Source organism: Ammoniphilus soli (genome assembly GCF_040813775.1).
In genome coordinates this window covers 57,527-72,484 of record NZ_JBEGDL010000014.1, presented here as the reverse complement: position 1 = coordinate 72,484, position 14,958 = coordinate 57,527, and the positions used below count along the sequence as shown (strand labels likewise).

At 45.6% G+C, this 14,958-nt stretch carries 17 protein-coding genes; all 17 read right to left on the bottom strand.

Annotated features, from left to right (window positions below; genetic code table 11):
- Window positions 1-15: 15 nt before the first annotated feature.
- A complete protein-coding gene (locus ABLT31_RS23490; protein WP_367756308.1) occupies window positions 16-438 on the bottom strand; it encodes a thioesterase family protein in 423 nt (140 codons plus the stop codon).
- A gap of 4 nt (window positions 439-442) precedes the next feature.
- Window positions 443-1,642, bottom strand: coding sequence for a thiolase family protein (locus ABLT31_RS23485; protein ID WP_367756305.1), 1,200 nt, complete (start codon window positions 1,640-1,642; stop codon window positions 443-445).
- A gap of 25 nt (window positions 1,643-1,667) precedes the next feature.
- Entirely contained in the window at window positions 1,668-2,867 is a 1,200-nt protein-coding gene (locus ABLT31_RS23480) for a thiolase family protein (protein ID WP_367756303.1), read from the bottom strand.
- Window positions 2,868-2,869: 2 nt separating this feature from the next.
- Window positions 2,870-3,619 carry a 3-hydroxyacyl-CoA dehydrogenase family protein gene (locus ABLT31_RS23475; RefSeq protein ID WP_367756301.1) on the bottom strand — a complete coding sequence of 250 codons (750 nt, stop codon included), beginning with the start codon at window positions 3,617-3,619 and terminating at the stop codon, window positions 2,870-2,872.
- A complete protein-coding gene (locus tag ABLT31_RS23470) occupies window positions 3,603-4,460 on the bottom strand; it encodes a 3-hydroxyacyl-CoA dehydrogenase NAD-binding domain-containing protein (protein ID WP_367756299.1) in 858 nt (285 codons plus the stop codon). Before ABLT31_RS23470 ends, ABLT31_RS23475 begins: the two co-directional genes overlap by 17 nt.
- A gap of 21 nt (window positions 4,461-4,481) precedes the next feature.
- The gene (locus tag ABLT31_RS23465) at window positions 4,482-5,258 is read right to left on the bottom strand and encodes an enoyl-CoA hydratase-related protein (protein WP_367756297.1); all 777 of its coding nucleotides are present in this window, start codon (window positions 5,256-5,258) and stop codon (window positions 4,482-4,484) included.
- 10 nt (window positions 5,259-5,268) lie between these two features.
- On the bottom strand, window positions 5,269-6,042 hold the full coding sequence (locus tag ABLT31_RS23460; protein WP_367756295.1) for an enoyl-CoA hydratase-related protein: 774 nt from the start codon (window positions 6,040-6,042) through the stop codon (window positions 5,269-5,271).
- 19 nt (window positions 6,043-6,061) lie between these two features.
- On the bottom strand, window positions 6,062-7,387 hold the full coding sequence (gene paaK / locus ABLT31_RS23455) for a phenylacetate--CoA ligase PaaK (RefSeq protein WP_367756293.1): 1,326 nt from the start codon (window positions 7,385-7,387) through the stop codon (window positions 6,062-6,064).
- A gap of 83 nt (window positions 7,388-7,470) precedes the next feature.
- Complete coding sequence (locus ABLT31_RS23450) at window positions 7,471-8,256, bottom strand: enoyl-CoA hydratase-related protein (protein ID WP_367756291.1); 786 nt, start codon at window positions 8,254-8,256, stop codon at window positions 7,471-7,473.
- A gap of 32 nt (window positions 8,257-8,288) precedes the next feature.
- On the bottom strand, window positions 8,289-8,681 hold the full coding sequence (locus ABLT31_RS23445) for a PaaI family thioesterase (RefSeq protein WP_367756441.1): 393 nt from the start codon (window positions 8,679-8,681) through the stop codon (window positions 8,289-8,291).
- 69 nt (window positions 8,682-8,750) lie between these two features.
- On the bottom strand, window positions 8,751-9,209 hold the full coding sequence (locus ABLT31_RS23440) for a hotdog fold thioesterase (protein ID WP_367756289.1): 459 nt from the start codon (window positions 9,207-9,209) through the stop codon (window positions 8,751-8,753).
- 9 nt (window positions 9,210-9,218) lie between these two features.
- Window positions 9,219-9,518 carry an EthD family reductase gene (locus ABLT31_RS23435; RefSeq protein WP_367756287.1) on the bottom strand — a complete coding sequence of 100 codons (300 nt, stop codon included), beginning with the start codon at window positions 9,516-9,518 and terminating at the stop codon, window positions 9,219-9,221.
- Between the two features lie 152 nt (window positions 9,519-9,670).
- Window positions 9,671-10,930: an MFS transporter gene (locus ABLT31_RS23430; protein WP_367756284.1), complete on the bottom strand. Its 1,260-nt coding sequence runs from the start codon at window positions 10,928-10,930 to the stop codon at window positions 9,671-9,673.
- 156 nt (window positions 10,931-11,086) lie between these two features.
- Window positions 11,087-12,070, bottom strand: coding sequence for an alpha-ketoacid dehydrogenase subunit beta (locus tag ABLT31_RS23425; RefSeq protein ID WP_367756282.1), 984 nt, complete (start codon window positions 12,068-12,070; stop codon window positions 11,087-11,089).
- A 2-nt stretch (window positions 12,071-12,072) separates the two neighbouring features.
- Window positions 12,073-13,134, bottom strand: coding sequence for a pyruvate dehydrogenase (acetyl-transferring) E1 component subunit alpha (gene pdhA / locus ABLT31_RS23420; protein WP_367756439.1), 1,062 nt, complete (start codon window positions 13,132-13,134; stop codon window positions 12,073-12,075).
- Window positions 13,135-13,231: 97 nt separating this feature from the next.
- Window positions 13,232-14,020, bottom strand: coding sequence for an ABC transporter ATP-binding protein (locus tag ABLT31_RS23415; RefSeq protein ID WP_367756280.1), 789 nt, complete (start codon window positions 14,018-14,020; stop codon window positions 13,232-13,234).
- Window positions 14,007-14,939: an ABC transporter permease gene (locus ABLT31_RS23410; protein ID WP_367756278.1), complete on the bottom strand. Its 933-nt coding sequence runs from the start codon at window positions 14,937-14,939 to the stop codon at window positions 14,007-14,009. Before ABLT31_RS23410 ends, ABLT31_RS23415 begins: the two co-directional genes overlap by 14 nt.
- Window positions 14,940-14,958 lie beyond the last annotated feature (19 nt).

Below are 14,958 nucleotides of genomic sequence, written 5' to 3'. Positions count from 1 at the left end.
TAAGGAGCCACGACCTTAGTGATGTCGTGGCTCTTTTTCTAGCTTTTTTTCAAGTTCTGCAATCCGTTGGTCCATATCCTTTTTCATAAAGATCGCTTGGGTAAATACCCCTTTGCCAACAAGATTAAAGGCTGTCTCTGCTGTTACTTCACAAACTACCCTTGTTTCTGTCACTTCTGTACATAGCGCTCGAAAGGTTACCTCTTGCCCTAAAACAGCAGGACCAACATGTTTTATATCCACAGATAAACCGGCCCCCTCCTCCCCTTCATCAAGGAAGGGAAGGATGACCTTACGACCGGACTTCTCCATATAGTAAATCATCGTAACGGTAGACATCACATCATGGACCACTTGGCCATCAAATGAGGGCCGCATCGATTCATCAACGACTACACGGAATTCAACCTGGACTCCTGGCTTTAACCCTTCTTTCATTCTCTTACACCCGTTCAATAATGGTAGCTATGCCTTGACCCACACCTATGCACATCGTTGCTAAGCCATAACGAACCTGTCTGCGCTCCATTTCATGAAGAAGCGTGGTAAGAATGCGCGCACCGCTGCATCCCAGTGGGTGTCCTAAAGCTATCGCTCCCCCGTTTACATTGACTTTCCCCATATCGATGTTTAGATCCTTAATGCAGGCAAGGGCTTGCGCGGCAAACGCCTCGTTTATTTCAAACAAATCGATATCGTCAATGGCAAGGCTGGCTTGCTTTAATGCTTTTCGTGTAGCAGGAATTGGTCCAATTCCCATAACGGAAGGATCCACTCCAGCAACCGCAGAAGCTACCACTCTCGCTTTAGGCTTTAACCCCAATTCTGTAGCCTTTTCCTCATCCATCAGCAACAAGGCAGCTGCCCCATCATTTAACCCGGAAGAGTTCCCAGCAGTAACCGATCCGCCTTGTCTAAAGGCAGGCTTCAGCTTTACTAACTGATCCATCGTGGTTTCAGGACGCGGATGTTCATCACGATCAAAAATCGTCACGTCCCCCTTCCGTCCACGGATTTCCACAGGAACGATTTCTGATGCAAATTTACCTTCGGCTTGTGCTTTCCCATACTTTAGTTGGCTCGCGAGGGCAAACTCATCCTGAGCTTCCCGGCTGATGCCAAATTGTTCAGCTACGTTTTCTGCCGTTTCTCCTAAAGAAATCGTTGGATACATCTCATCCATCTTAGGGTTCACTAAACGCCATCCTAGAGTCGTATCATGCAATTGCATGCTCCCTCTTTGATAAGCCGAGCCCGCCTTCATCATGACTAGGGGAGCTCGGGTCATGCTTTCTGTTCCACCCGCAATATACACCTGGCCACGCCCAGCAGCAATCGCACTAGCCGATTGATTGACAGCTTCAAGACCGGAACCGCACAAACGGTTTACCGTTACACCGGGTATGGTTACAGGCAATCCGGCCAACAGCAGGGACATCCTTGCTACATCTCGATTATCTTCACCCGCTTGATTCGCACATCCGAAAATGACATCTTCGATGATTTCACGATCAATGGGATTACGTTCTAATAATTTTTGAATCACTACAGCTCCAAGATCATCTGGACGAACCTCTCTTAAAGCTCCCCCATGCCGTCCGATAGCCGTACGAACAGCATCTATAATGACCGGCGTTTTCATAGGAATCTCTCCTTTTTGTTTTTACTTAAAGGGCTTCAACTAGTGTAGCCAACCCTTGACCTCCACCTATGCAGAGGGAAACTACGCCATATCTCTTATTGCGGCGGCGAAGCTCATAAAGGATCGCTCCAAGCAAACGAGCTCCACTCATGCCGAGCGGATGGCCAAAGGCTATCGCTCCGCCATTAACATTCGTCCGATCCATCGGAAGACCCAATTCTCGGATACATGCCAAGGATTGAGAAGCAAAAGCTTCATTTAACTCAAATAAATCAATATCATCTATAGATAGGTTCGTTTCAGCCAATAGCTTGCGAATCGCCACTACAGGTCCAATACCCATAATCTTTGGATCCACCCCACCGCAGGCAAAGTGAACGATACGGCCTAGCGGCTGCGCGCCCGTTTCTTTCAACTTCTCTTCACTCATAAGCAAAACGGCGGCTGCCCCATCATTAATTCCAGAGGAATTTCCTGCTGTTACCGTCCCGCCCTTACGAAAGGCAGGTCTTAACTTCGCTAGGGATCCTAATGAAGCATCCCGGCGCGGATATTCATCTGTATCAAACACGATAGGCTCGCCCTTTTTGCTCGGTAAGACGACAGGAACAATCTCTTCTTTTAGTAGGCCTTGATCAATCGCTTGAACCGCACGCCGTTGACTTTCCAGTGCAAACGCATCCTGGTCTTCCCGGCTTATTTCAAACTTTTCAGCTACATTTTCGGCCGTATCTCCCATCGTTAAATCCCCATATAAATTAACAGGAGCTGAACGCGGACCACCGAAAGATTCAATTAGAGTCTGTGAACCTCGTTGATACGGCTGAGAAAATTTCTCCATGATATAAGGGGAACGCGTGAGGTTCTCTACACCTCCCGCTAACATGATTTCCGCGTGACCTGCTTGAATGGATTGAGCTGCCAAATTAATGGCTTCTAATCCGGAAGCACAAACTCGATTTACGGTCAGACCCGGGAGAGATTCTGGAAGCCCGGCTTTAAGCAAGCCTACACGAGCTATATTAATGAAGGGACTGGCCGAAATCACATTCCCCATAATGACCCCATCGATCTGCTCTCCCGTAATGGGGGAACGCCGGACGACTTCTTGTATAACTGTAACGCACAAGTCATCCATAGGTACATCTTTTAGGCTACCGCCCAGTTTTCCCACAGGAGTTCTAGCACTAGCGACAACATATACATTCTTGTTTGATATCGTCATGGTTATCCAACCTCTTGCCCTTCATAAATGTAAAAGCCTTGACCTGCTCTCCGGCCTACTCGTCCCGCAAGCACAAGCTTGCGCAACAACGGTGCAGGGCGGAAACGCTCCTCGGCTAGATCACGATGCAATCCACGGATAATGGCATAGACCTCATCCAACCCGATTTGATCCGCCCACTCTAAAGGACCGAATGGATAGTTCGTTCCTTTTTTCATCGCAATATCGATATCTTCAGGCGTCGCTGTTCCTTCCATAACCGTAAAGACAGCTTCATTAATAATGAGAGAAAGAATTCTTGGGAATACTAAGCCGACTTCATCATCAACTACAGCCACTTCTTTTCCTAGACTGGTAATGAACATCTTTACCTGATCCACCGCAGCCTCTCCTGTTTGCAAAGCAGGTGCCACTTCAAAAAGCTCTCTTTGCGCTAAGGGAACCAACGTACCAAATCCGCAAACACGCTCTGGAGACTTCGTCCAGGAGGCGATCTCTGTAGCCGTAATGGCCAAAGATGTGGATAGGATAGGAACATGAGGCGCCAAAGCTTCATCAAGTATCACGATGGATTCCCTTTTGATCTCTAGATCAAGACTTGTCACTTCAACAGCCAAATCAATGCGATCTTTCCACTGATTCAGCTCATCTATTGAAACCACTTGGTAGTTTTTACTTTCCAGTAATCCTTTAAGCTCTTCATAGAGAGGGCTCAATCCTGTCAGAAGGATCGTACTATTTGTTGTAGTCATAGAAACCCTCACCTGTCTTTCTTCCTAGATTTCCAGCTTGAACCATACGCTGCTGGATACGACTTGGCTTAAAACGTCCTTCATGGAAAAAGTTTGTATAAACGGACTCCGTTGTTGCGAAGTTAATATCAATCCCAATTAAGTCTTGCAGCTCAAACGGTCCCATCTTAAAACCGCCAGCCTTTTTCATAATATGGTCAATCTGTTCAGCCGTCGCCACACGATCACCTAAAATACGCAAACCTTCATTATAATAAGGGCGAGCTACCCGGTTTACGATAAACCCTGGAGTATCCCCTGCAATGACAGGAACCTTGCCAAGATCTTTAGCAAACTGATAAGCCTTTTCTACATTCTCTTGACTCGATTTCTTACCGCGAATGACCTCAATAAGCGGCATAACCGGCGCCGGATTGAAAAAGTGAAAACCTAGGATCCGTTCGGGGTTCTTCAAGCCTCCTGCAATCTCGGTAATCGAAATCGAAGACGTATTGGTTAGCAGTAGCGCTTTTGGTGAACAAACTTCTACTAAGGATGAAAAAATCGACTTTTTCAGCTCTAATCTCTCGGGCACCGCCTCAATGACGATATCACAAGGAGCTAAACGTTCGACGTCCGATACCGGAACAATAAGCTCATAGATTTCAGTCTTCTGCTGTTCTGTAATTTTCCCCTTCTCCAAATCCTTGGATAGTGTTGCAGAAAGATACGATTGGGCTTTCTCCAACACGGCAGGGTTAGCATCCAATAAAAATGTGCGGTGTCCCTTACGGGCACATACTAGAGCGATTCCTGCACCCATCGTACCCGCTCCAATTACACCTACTTGATAATTAGCCATCATCGTTTCCCTCCTCTCTATTTATCTCCCTTTGAAAACAGGCGATCTTTTTTCAAAGAATGCCTGTACTCCTTCTTGATGATCCTCCGTTGCCCCAGCGATCTCTTGTGCGTAGGCCTCATATTCCAATGTATCTTCCAAACTCATAGTAAGACCCTTATACATCGTCCGTTTGATCAATCCAATGCCTTTGGTCGGAAGCTGAGCCAAGCGGCTTGCATAAGCCATGACTTCTTGTTCGAAACCTTCCAAAGGCAAGACTTTATTGGCTAGGCCGATTCGGTAGGCTTCTTCTGCAGTTACTTTGTCCCCTGTCATCGCAAGCTCCAAGGCTTTCCCTAGACCTACGATGCGAGGAAGGAAATAGCACCCGCCTGAATCAGGAACTAACCCGATATTAACAAAGACATCCGTAAATGAAGCTTTTTCCGAAACCAAACGAATATCACAAGCTAAAGCTAAGCTCATGCCTGCTCCCGCTGCTACACCGTTTACTGCAGCGATGACCGGCTTTTCGGTTTTTTGTATTTGTATAATAAGGGGATTATAACGGTTACGCAGGAATCCGCCAAAGTCTGTCTTGCCGCCTTGAACCTCACTTAAATCTTGGCCTGCATTGAAGGCTTTGCCCGTACCGGTTAGAACGATACAACGGACTTCCGCATTTTTTTCCGATTTCTTAAAAGCATCCATCAGTTCCTTATGCATAAGTTCTGTAAAGGAGTTGAACTTATCCGGACGATTTAGTGTAATCTTCGCTACACCGCCAACCAGTTCATAGAGAATCGTCTCGTACATTTTGCGGACCCTACCTTCCCGTAAATTTGGGACGGCGCTTTTCTACGAACGCTCTCATCCCCTCGCTTTTATCTTCACTTGCAAATAATAAATAAAAGCAATTGCGCTCATATTCCATTCCCTCGTCTAACGGATTATCCATGGCCTTTAAAACGGACTTTTTGATTAAACGAGCTGCAACAGGAGGTTGAACGGCAATTTTTCTCGCCAGCTTCATCGCTTCCTGCAAATAAACTTCAACAGGAACTATTCGATTAATTAAGCCATATTGCAATGCTTCTTGAGCGGAAATCGGATCTCCGGTCAGCAGCATTTCCATGGCCTTCGCTTTTCCTACTGCCTTCGTTAAGCGCTGTGTTCCACCAGCCCCTGGCATGACGCCCAGCTTAATTTCCGGTTGGCCAATTTTCGTCGTTTCGGAAGCAATAACCATATCACAGCTCATCATCAACTCGCAGCCGCCGCCAAGTACAAAACCACTAACCGCAGCAATCATTGGCTTGTTAATTTTGCTCATGCGATCCCAGACGGTAAATTGATCTTTAAGCAGCATGGAAATCACTTTTTCATCTGCCATTTCATCGATGTCAGCACCCGCTGCAAACGCCTTTTCATTACCCGTGATAAGGATGACGCGGATGGAATCATCCCGATCCATCCGCTCCATTTCCTCCACGATTTCATCTACTATTTTCAAGTTTAATGCATTGAGGACTTCCGGACGGTTGAGTGTGATGATCCCAACCGCTCCCTCAGCAGCCACTTTTATGAACTCGTAGGACATCTTTAATTCCTCCTAAGCACTACGCTAAAACCTTATTCCGGTTGTCTACAATACGGAGCGCTTTACTTTCACTGCGGGGAAGAGTGTTTGGCTTATTCACGCGAAGAACGACCGTTACGCCTAAAGCATTCTTCATATCATGGCCAATGGCTTTCACCAATTTTCCAACTTCCGCGCTTCCCTCTAATTCTCCTACCTGATTCATAAATTCAGGGGTTACTTCACAGTGAACTTCAAAGCGATCCAAAGCCCCATCACGTTCAATCACAATCTGATAATGAGGAGCAAGCTGCTTAAATCCTAATAGAACGGATTCAATTTCCGTTGGGAACACGTTCACCCCGCGAATAATCAACATATCGTCTACGCGGCCTTTAATCCGGGACATGCGCAAGGAGGTACGTCCACACTTACACTTCTCAGGATTAAGCGTTGCGATGTCTCCTGTACGGTAACGAACAACAGGAAATGCTTCTTTTGTCAATGAAGTAAAGACCAGTTCCCCTTCTTCTCCATAAGGAAGGACTTCCCCTGTTTTAGGATCAATGATCTCGGCCAGGAAGTGATCTTCCGCAATATGCAACCCATCTTGCGCTTCATAACACTCAATGGATACGCCAGGTCCCATAACTTCACTTAGACCATAGATATCAATTGCCTTGATATCCAATTCTTGTTCCAACTGAGCACGCATTTCTTCGGACCATGGCTCCGCCCCAAAAATTCCATATTTCAAGCTAGTTTCACGTGGGTTAAGACCCATCTTCTTCATCTCTTCCACGATATTCAAAGTATAGGAAGGAGTTGCTGCAATACCACGCGGTTGGAAGTCTTGAATGAGTGTAATTTGGCGTGGTGTATTCCCGCCGGAAATCGGTACAGCTACTGCTCCAGCGCGTTCAATACCGTAATGCAAACCAAGTCCGCCCGTAAACAAACCATACCCGTAGGCATTGTGGAAAATGTCTCCTGGTTGCCCCCCTGCACAGCAGATCGCACGAGCCACAATCTCAGACCAGTTTTCAATATCCTTCTTGGTATAGCCAACTACTGTAGGTTTTCCTTTTGTACCGGAAGAACCATGGATACGAACCACTTCATCCATTTCTACAGCAAATAAATTAAACGGATAGTTTTCGCGAAGATCGGTTTTCTTCATGAAAGGCAACTTATTCAAGTCTTCAAGAGATTGAATATCTTCAGGCTTCACTCCAGCTTTATCGAAGTTCTCCTTATGGAAAGGAACCTTTTCATAAACGCGTCGCACCGTTTCTTTTAATCTCTCTAGCTGAAGCTTCTGCATCTCCTCACGTGACATCGTTTCCATTTCGGTATTGAATATCATTTTTTTCTCCTCCATTATCCTCTAAAGGTTTTTTTATTTTCCCCCAAAACACATTGGCATCGATTACAAATCTAATTTTTAAACTATTCTCCTCGGAATACCGGTTTTCTCTTTTCTCTGAAAGCATTTAATGCTTCAAGCCGATCTTTCGTTGGAATAATCACTTCATAGGCTTTTGATTCGAGATCAAGCCCTGTTTGCAGATCCACGCTGCTCCCCTTATCGATCGCATACTTTGCTTGATAAACAGCGAGAGGCGCATTCGCTAGGATTTCGTTGGCTAAAGTTGTAGCCTGATCCATTAGCTGCTCTTGACTTTCCGCAATTCCATTTAGTACCCCAAACTCCAGTGCAGCTTGTGCGGTAATTTTTCTTGCGGTCAGAATCAATTCCTTGGCTTTCGAAGGTCCTACTAACCTAGACAGACGTTGGGTCCCGCCAGCGCCAGGTATAATACCTAGACTTACCTCCGTAAGCCCCATCAAAGCCCCCTGAACGGCATAGCGAAAATCGCAAGCCAGCGCTAATTCGAAGCCCCCTCCAAAAGCATACCCATTAATGGCAGCAATGGTGGGTTGAGGCAATCTTTCGATGGCGGTAAATACGTCTCGGATCTTACGAACATTACGGCGTGTTTGCTGTTCATTCAGCGTGCGGCGTTCCTTCAAATCAGCCCCTGCACAGAAAGCTCGACCTTCAGCAGCTACGATTACAACTCGGATATCCTTTGATTCAAGCTGTAGCTGTTCGGTGATTTCACCTAACTTCTCAAGGGCTGCATAGTTGAAAGCATTCATTTCTTCTGGTCGGTTTAGCCGGATGGTAGCGATATGACCGTTCCGTTCTAGCAATACCGGTTCTTGTTCCATGTTGACCCTCCCTTTTCCATTGGTTTCCTTGTTTATTTCTTAGGCTGCACCCTCGCATACGTTCCAAGAGCAATGGCAACAAGCGTACCATCATCTGTTGTAATCCGCGCTTCCATGACGATGATTTTGCCCCCTCTTTTCACTGCCTTAGACTCCGCTTTTATATACTCTCCTCTAGCAGGGGACAAGTAATTCACTTTGCTCTCAACCGTTACGCACTGTTGTACACCGTCCACATGAGGTGCTGCCGCATAGCCCATGGCTACGTCTGCAAGGGTAGCCGTTACTCCCCCATGCACCACGCCATCTATGCTATTGTAGAGCTCAGGCCTAACTTTTAAGGTCGCTGTACAACCGTTATCATCAATTTGCTCGATTTCGATTCCTAGATAGTGGTTAAACTTATTTTTACTAACAACACTCATGAGTTCTCCCTTCCCAGGAAGAAGAAGAGAGGCCCCTTTCACGGTAACCTCCTGCTTGCGTCCCGTCGTTTAAGCTTCGGCTTCTTCTAGAGGTATAAAATAATCATTTTTTCGGTATACTAATGCATCAAGTATTGCAACAACTTCGCGTTCACTTTCTACCCGGATACGATACCAAGCTGTACGGTTATTTCTCTTTTCTTCCACCGCAGTGGCTCTTAATCGCGATCCTTCCCAGCTTGCTGCCAAGAATCCAATATTCATGGAAAGCGCAACCGAGGTTTTACCATAAGAGTTGCTCGCTACGGCAAATACGACATCAGCTAGCGAAAAAATGACTCCCCCATGTGTCGTTCCATGAGCATTCAGTAGATTCCCTTCCACAACGACTTCCGCTACAGCCGATCCTTCTCCGACTTCTATTAATTTAATGCCAAGAAACTGAGCAAATGGGTCGTTCTTTAGCTTTTCACATATCTGTTCGTAATACTTCTGATGGATCTCCCGGTCATCAAGTCTTGGTTTCAAAGCAGCCTCCTATTGAACTTCCGCGAAGTGCATGGATATGACTTTACCCGCAAAGCCCATCAAATCTTTTCCTGCTGCTTTTCCTTCTGGAGAAGACAACGCTTGCACCAAAGCCTCTTTGGTTTCAAAATACATTTCTGCAATCAAGTGCAAGTCGCTCTCACCCATCGGTGTACCATAGATTTTGTTAACTTCCAGTTTAATTAATCCAGGCATCTTCGCCGCTAAAGGTGCATGCACTTCGTTATAATGCTTATCAAAATCCTCTACATTCTCAGGCTTGCGATAAATGGCGATCAATTTTACCATGGGTTGTTTTCCTCCAAGCGAATGGTTTTTGTGTAATAATATATAACGTTATTTTTATATAACGTTCTTATTACGTATCCCTTGTTTTTAGTATATTAATATTACTAACCTTTAGTCAAGGTATATTTTATATGTTTAAAATTGTTATATTATTAGGCCTGGATAATGGCCGTTTGTCTCCTCTTTCTTAAATGAAGACTGATACATCCCAAGCTTCCAGCAAAGCATATAATAGCCGACAATATGAACGCACTATGATACGTTCCCGTCAGATCCACAAGTGAACCCGTCACCACTGGTGAGATAAATTGCCCCACGCCAAAAAAGAGGGTAATAAATCCGATGGCTACAGGCGTTTTCAACGGATGGACAAAATCCCCCACAGCAGCCACCATAACGGTTGGAACTCCCCACAATGTAATCGCATATAGGATGGTTTCGATCAGCAAAATGCCATAGCTATGAGTCATGCTAAGAGCCAATAAGAGAACTGCTTGTGACAAATACACAAAAAATAGGGAGGCCATTCTCCCAATTCGGTCAGATATGCTGCCCCAAATATAGCCACTTACGATACTAACAAATCCCGCCACCGCAAATAATTGACCCGCTTCCTTCTCGCTCAAGCTAATGTCTTGAATCAAGTAATCCACTAAAAAGGTAGAAAAAATTAAGTAACTAAAGCCCCAAGTTAGATACGTAAATCCTATCATCCATAGCAGTTTGTTTCCGTAGATCGTTTGCGTTTTTCCAAGATCCTCAACTCTGCTTTCCTTGGCTTTTGTTTTCTCTTCTATGAGCTCCTCCTGTCCAAATGGACGCAAACCTGCTTCAGAAGGATCATTCTTCATAAAAAACAGATTTAGCAATAAAAAGAAACATGAAGCTGCTCCCAACGCATACCAGCTCATTCGCCATCCATCTGATGAATAGCTCATCATCATATATGGCACAAATAGACCGCTTAGAACCATCCCGATGCCTGAGCCAGCGTTTACTACCCCTAAAGCCATTCCCCTATAGCGCGCCGAGAACCACTTTCCTACCAACCCTAGGTTCGTGACATTACCACCGCCAGCTCCAATCCCAATAATTAAACAGGAAAAGTAAGCCGTCCAGAAATTAAATGCCAGGCCGCTCCCGATCATTCCAACTACGGTAATAAAAAGCGAGGCTACAATCACTTTCTTGGCTGAAAAACGTATAACCGCATAGCCTACTGTCGTCGCACTCAATAAATAACCAAGAAAAACTGAAGAGGCAATTAGTCCCGTTTGACTGTAATTGAGCTCAAGCCCTTCCTTCATAAACGGGATAATCGCCCCTAATGAAAATCTGCCAAATCCTAAACATGCTAATAGATTCAAAGTTGCAATGATAAGAATAAACCAACTTTTATGAATGGTCTTCATTTTCCATTCTCCCACCCTTTCTTTTTGCTGAAATGTTTAAAATAATTTAATTATAACGCATTCGGGTGGTTGGATTACAAGAAAAAAAGAACCTGGTCTATCAGGCTCCTCTTATACTTATTTATTCATAATATGAAATCGCATGACCTAATGCCGTTAGAATAACATCGTCTCCTCGATGCCATTCTTCACTCTTGCTTCCGTTGGCATGTAATCATCCTCAATAGAGAACTGAGGAACCGGCACATCAAACCCCGTGACCCGTTTGACTGGCGACCTTAGATAAATAAGGGCCTCATCGTTAATTAACGATACAATTTCTGAAGCCACACCTACTGTTTTATGGGCTTCTTGTACAACGAGCGCTCTTCCTGTCTTCTTCACCGAACCAATGATCGTATCTCGGTCCAGCGGATACAACGTTCGAAGATCAATCACTTCACACATCCAGCCCTTTTCCCGCTTGATTTGCTTGGCTGCGTTTAATGCTACCCGCAGCATAGCACCCCAAGCAAAAATAGAAAGATCTGATCCTTCATGTACAATCTTTGCTTTACCGATGGGAATCCGATACATTTCCTCTGGCACCTCTTCCTTGAAGGCCCGATAGAGCTTGGTCGGTTCCAGGAATATGACCGGATCAGGATCTTCAATGGCAGAAATTAATAAGCCCTTTGCATCACAGGGGTTACTGGGCACGACAACCTTTAAGCCGGGAACATGCGTAAAGAAGGTCTCTACACTTTCTGAGTGAAGCTCAGGACCGCGAATCCCTGCTCCGTAAGGGGTACGGATGACCATCGGAACATGGTATTGACCTCTAGTCCGATATCTCATGCGGGCCGCATGGGATACAATTTGCTCAAACCCCGGATATATAAAAGCTAAAAACTGAATCTCAGCCACGGGTATCAATCCGTTTAATGCAAGGCCAATGGCAGATCCAATAATCCCGGCCTCAGCAAGAGGAGTGTCGACGACGCGATCTTTTCCGTACTTTTCGATTAAGCCTTCTGTTGCACGAAATACACCGCCATTGATCCCGATATCTTCCCCGAGCAGCATGACTCTTGAATCTTCCGCTAACTTCTGATCCATTGCCTCCGTAATCGCCTGGATAATGGTTAGTTTTCGACTCATGCTTATTTCTCCCCTTTGTCCGTGAACCTTTCCAGCTCTTGTTCCTGCTCCTGAATCATCCAAGGCGTCTCAGCAAAGACATGCTTGAACATATCCGATGGCTTGGATTTCGGATATTCCTCCGCTTCTTTTACGGCGGCATCTATTTGTTTTTCAGCTTGCTTGAGCAAATGTTCCTCTTTATCCTGATTCCATAGGTTTCTTCTCTCCAGATGTAAGCGAAGCCGGACAATTGGATCTCGCTGGCTGCGCCACTGATGAGATAAAGCATCTTGATTGCGGTACTTTTTCGGGTCATCTGCAGTGGTATGGGCTCCATAGCGGAACGTTATGGCTTCGATGAGAGTCGGGCCAGCACTGGCATGAGCTCGCTCCATGGCCTCCTTAACCGTAAGCCAAACCGCAAAAATATCATTCCCATCCACTTGAACGCCCGGGATATCGTAAGCCGCCGCACGTTGGGCAATCGTGGCTGAAGCGGATTGCTGCTCAAACGCAACACTGATAGCGAATCCGTTATTCTGACAGAAAAAGATGGCAGGCACCTTGAATACTCCGGCGAAATTTAATGCCTCATGAAAGTCTCCTTCCGAAGTTGCTCCATCACCGAAGTAGGCCATACTTACCTTCTTTTCTCCCTTGATCTTGCTTGCCCATGCCGTTCCAACGGCATGAACCATTTGCGTAGCGATGGGGACACAAGGCGGCATAATGTTTTTTCCTTCCGGGCTGATAGACCCTTCCATATGTCCCATCCAATATAGAAATACGCGCATGAGCGATTGCCCATGAGTAATGCTCGCTCCATGGTCCCGATAGGTCGGGAACAGCCAGTCTCCCGCAGTCAAAGCCATGGCACTTCCAACCTGCGAAGCTTCCTGGCCTTCAAAGGGGGCATACGTTCCCATTCTACCTTGCCTTTGCAATATTACCGATTTACGGTCAAATAAACGAACTAACACCATATTTTTATACATTTTTACCATAGTTTCGGTATCGATCCTGTCATCTATGTTCTGAGTTAGCTCTCCTTGCGGTGTCAAAACCTGATATAGATCGGTCATGATGTTTCCCTCCGTCAAAGATTGTGCGGCTAGACCATTGACCGTTACCATCCACATCGCTTTTTTAATTATATGACACTGCTTTCGAAGACAGACATTATCCTAACAAGACACGGTCGCTGGCAACACCTTTAAAGCGCTCGAATTCCTTCAGGAGCCCTTCAATTGTTAAATTCTTCTTTTCCTGTTCTGGTACATCAAGAATAATTCGGCCCTTATCCATCATGATCAGCCGATTTCCCAGATCTATCGCTTGCTTCATATTATGAGTAACCATGAGCGTGGTGAGCTTAGATTTTTCTACAATCTCTTTGGTCAGCTGGGTGATCAGCTCCGCTCTTGCAGGGTCTAATGCTGCCGTATGTTCATCCAGCAGCAGCACATTCGGCTGGGTAAAAGTAGCCATGAGCAGACTCAACGCTTGCCGTTCTCCCCCGGATAAAAGCCCCACCTTTGCCGTCAAGCGGCCCTCTAGGCCTAATCCCAGAGACTTTAAGTATTCATAAAACATTTCTTTGCGCTTGCCATTGACCCCTTTGCTCAATGTCCGCTTTTTATTGCGGGAAAAGGCCATCGCTAAATTTTCTTCAATCGTCATCGTAGGAGCTGTCCCAGACATAGGATCTTGGAACACCCGACCGATCATCGGTGCTCGCTGATGCTCGGATAGGTCATTTACAACTTTGCCATCAATCTCAACCGTACCCTCATCCGGAGTCAGTACCCCGGAGATCATATTCATCATGGTTGATTTTCCTGCCCCATTACTTCCGATAATGGTGACAAAATCACCTGGCTTTAAGGTTAAATTAATTCGCTCAAGAGCAATCTTCTCATCCACAGTCCCTTCGTTGAACACCTTGTTGATATTTTTAAGTTTCAGCATGATTCTCACCTCTCACTAAGGCGTTCCGAGCCTGTTTTTTTTGAGCTTTTTTTCTCTTTTCCTTCCAGCTGTCGATGATTTTCGGCGCGATTAAGGCGGCAATGACAATCAATGCTGTCATCAGCTTCATATCCGAAGGATTCAAGCCAACTCGCAAGGCCAGGGCAACGATAATGCGATAAACAATCGCTCCACCAATGACGGCAATTGTTGCACGGCGAATATTTCTATGACCAAAAATGGCTTCCCCAATAATTACGGAGGCTAAACCAATGACGATCATCCCGATTCCCATCGACACGTCAGAAAATCCTTGGTACTGGGCCATTAATGCCCCGGACATAGCCACCAATCCATTAGAGAGAGCTAATCCTACAACCTTGGTATTGTCGGTATTCGCCGCGAAGCTTCGAATCATTTTTTCATTGTCACCTGTTGCGCGGATAGACAACCCAATTTCTGTATCCAAAAACCAATCCATTGCCTTTTTGATAATTAGAATGAATATTGCCATCGTGATAATGATGGTAAATGGGCTTGTGAAAACAGCCTTTACCTGGCTAAACAAGGTTTCTTCTCCTAGTAAACCGATGTTGGCTTTACCCATAATGCGCAGGTTGATAGAATAAAGCGCTATCATAGATAAAATACCTGAAAGGAGCGGATTAATCTTTCCTTTCGTATGTAGCAGCCCGGTTACAATACCTGCCAGACATCCCGCTATAACTGCAGCAAAGGTAGCCAGTAGCGGGTGATAACCCGCTACGATCATGGCAGCTGCCATGGCTCCCCCTGTGGTAAAGCTACCATCTACAGTTAAGTCGGGAAAGTTTAGGATTCTGAAGGTCAAATAAACCCCCAGTGCCATCAGCGCAAAAATAATTCCAGATTCCAATGAACCCATTAATGCTGTTGCCATACCTACACTTCCCTTCTCT

Excerpts from the sequence above, each read along its gene's own strand:
- ABLT31_RS23490 (WP_367756308.1), bottom strand. The coding sequence starts at position 438 with ATGAAAGAAGGGTTAAAGCCAGGAGTCCAGGTTGAATTCCGTGTAGTC.
- ABLT31_RS23485 (WP_367756305.1), bottom strand. The coding sequence starts at position 1,642 with ATGAAAACGCCGGTCATTATAGATGCTGTTCGTACGGCTATCGGACGG.
- ABLT31_RS23480 (WP_367756303.1), bottom strand. The coding sequence starts at position 2,867 with ATGACGATATCAAACAAGAATGTATATGTTGTCGCTAGTGCTAGAACT.
- ABLT31_RS23475 (WP_367756301.1), bottom strand. The coding sequence starts at position 3,619 with ATGACTACAACAAATAGTACGATCCTTCTGACAGGATTGAGCCCTCTC.
- ABLT31_RS23470 (WP_367756299.1), bottom strand. The coding sequence starts at position 4,460 with ATGGCTAATTATCAAGTAGGTGTAATTGGAGCGGGTACGATGGGTGCA.
- ABLT31_RS23465 (WP_367756297.1), bottom strand. The coding sequence starts at position 5,258 with ATGTACGAGACGATTCTCTATGAACTGGTTGGCGGTGTAGCGAAGATT.
- ABLT31_RS23460 (WP_367756295.1), bottom strand. The coding sequence starts at position 6,042 with ATGTCCTACGAGTTCATAAAAGTGGCTGCTGAGGGAGCGGTTGGGATC.
- paaK (WP_367756293.1), bottom strand. The coding sequence starts at position 7,387 with ATGATATTCAATACCGAAATGGAAACGATGTCACGTGAGGAGATGCAG.
- ABLT31_RS23450 (WP_367756291.1), bottom strand. The coding sequence starts at position 8,256 with ATGGAACAAGAACCGGTATTGCTAGAACGGAACGGTCATATCGCTACC.
- ABLT31_RS23445 (WP_367756441.1), bottom strand. The coding sequence starts at position 8,681 with ATGAGTGTTGTTAGTAAAAATAAGTTTAACCACTATCTAGGAATCGAA.
- ABLT31_RS23435 (WP_367756287.1), bottom strand. The coding sequence starts at position 9,518 with ATGGTAAAATTGATCGCCATTTATCGCAAGCCTGAGAATGTAGAGGAT.
- ABLT31_RS23430 (WP_367756284.1), bottom strand. The coding sequence starts at position 10,930 with ATGAAGACCATTCATAAAAGTTGGTTTATTCTTATCATTGCAACTTTG.
- ABLT31_RS23425 (WP_367756282.1), bottom strand. The coding sequence starts at position 12,070 with ATGAGTCGAAAACTAACCATTATCCAGGCGATTACGGAGGCAATGGAT.
- pdhA (WP_367756439.1), bottom strand. The coding sequence starts at position 13,134 with ATGACCGATCTATATCAGGTTTTGACACCGCAAGGAGAGCTAACTCAG.
- ABLT31_RS23415 (WP_367756280.1), bottom strand. The coding sequence starts at position 14,020 with ATGCTGAAACTTAAAAATATCAACAAGGTGTTCAACGAAGGGACTGTG.
- ABLT31_RS23410 (WP_367756278.1), bottom strand. The coding sequence starts at position 14,939 with ATGGCAACAGCATTAATGGGTTCATTGGAATCTGGAATTATTTTTGCG.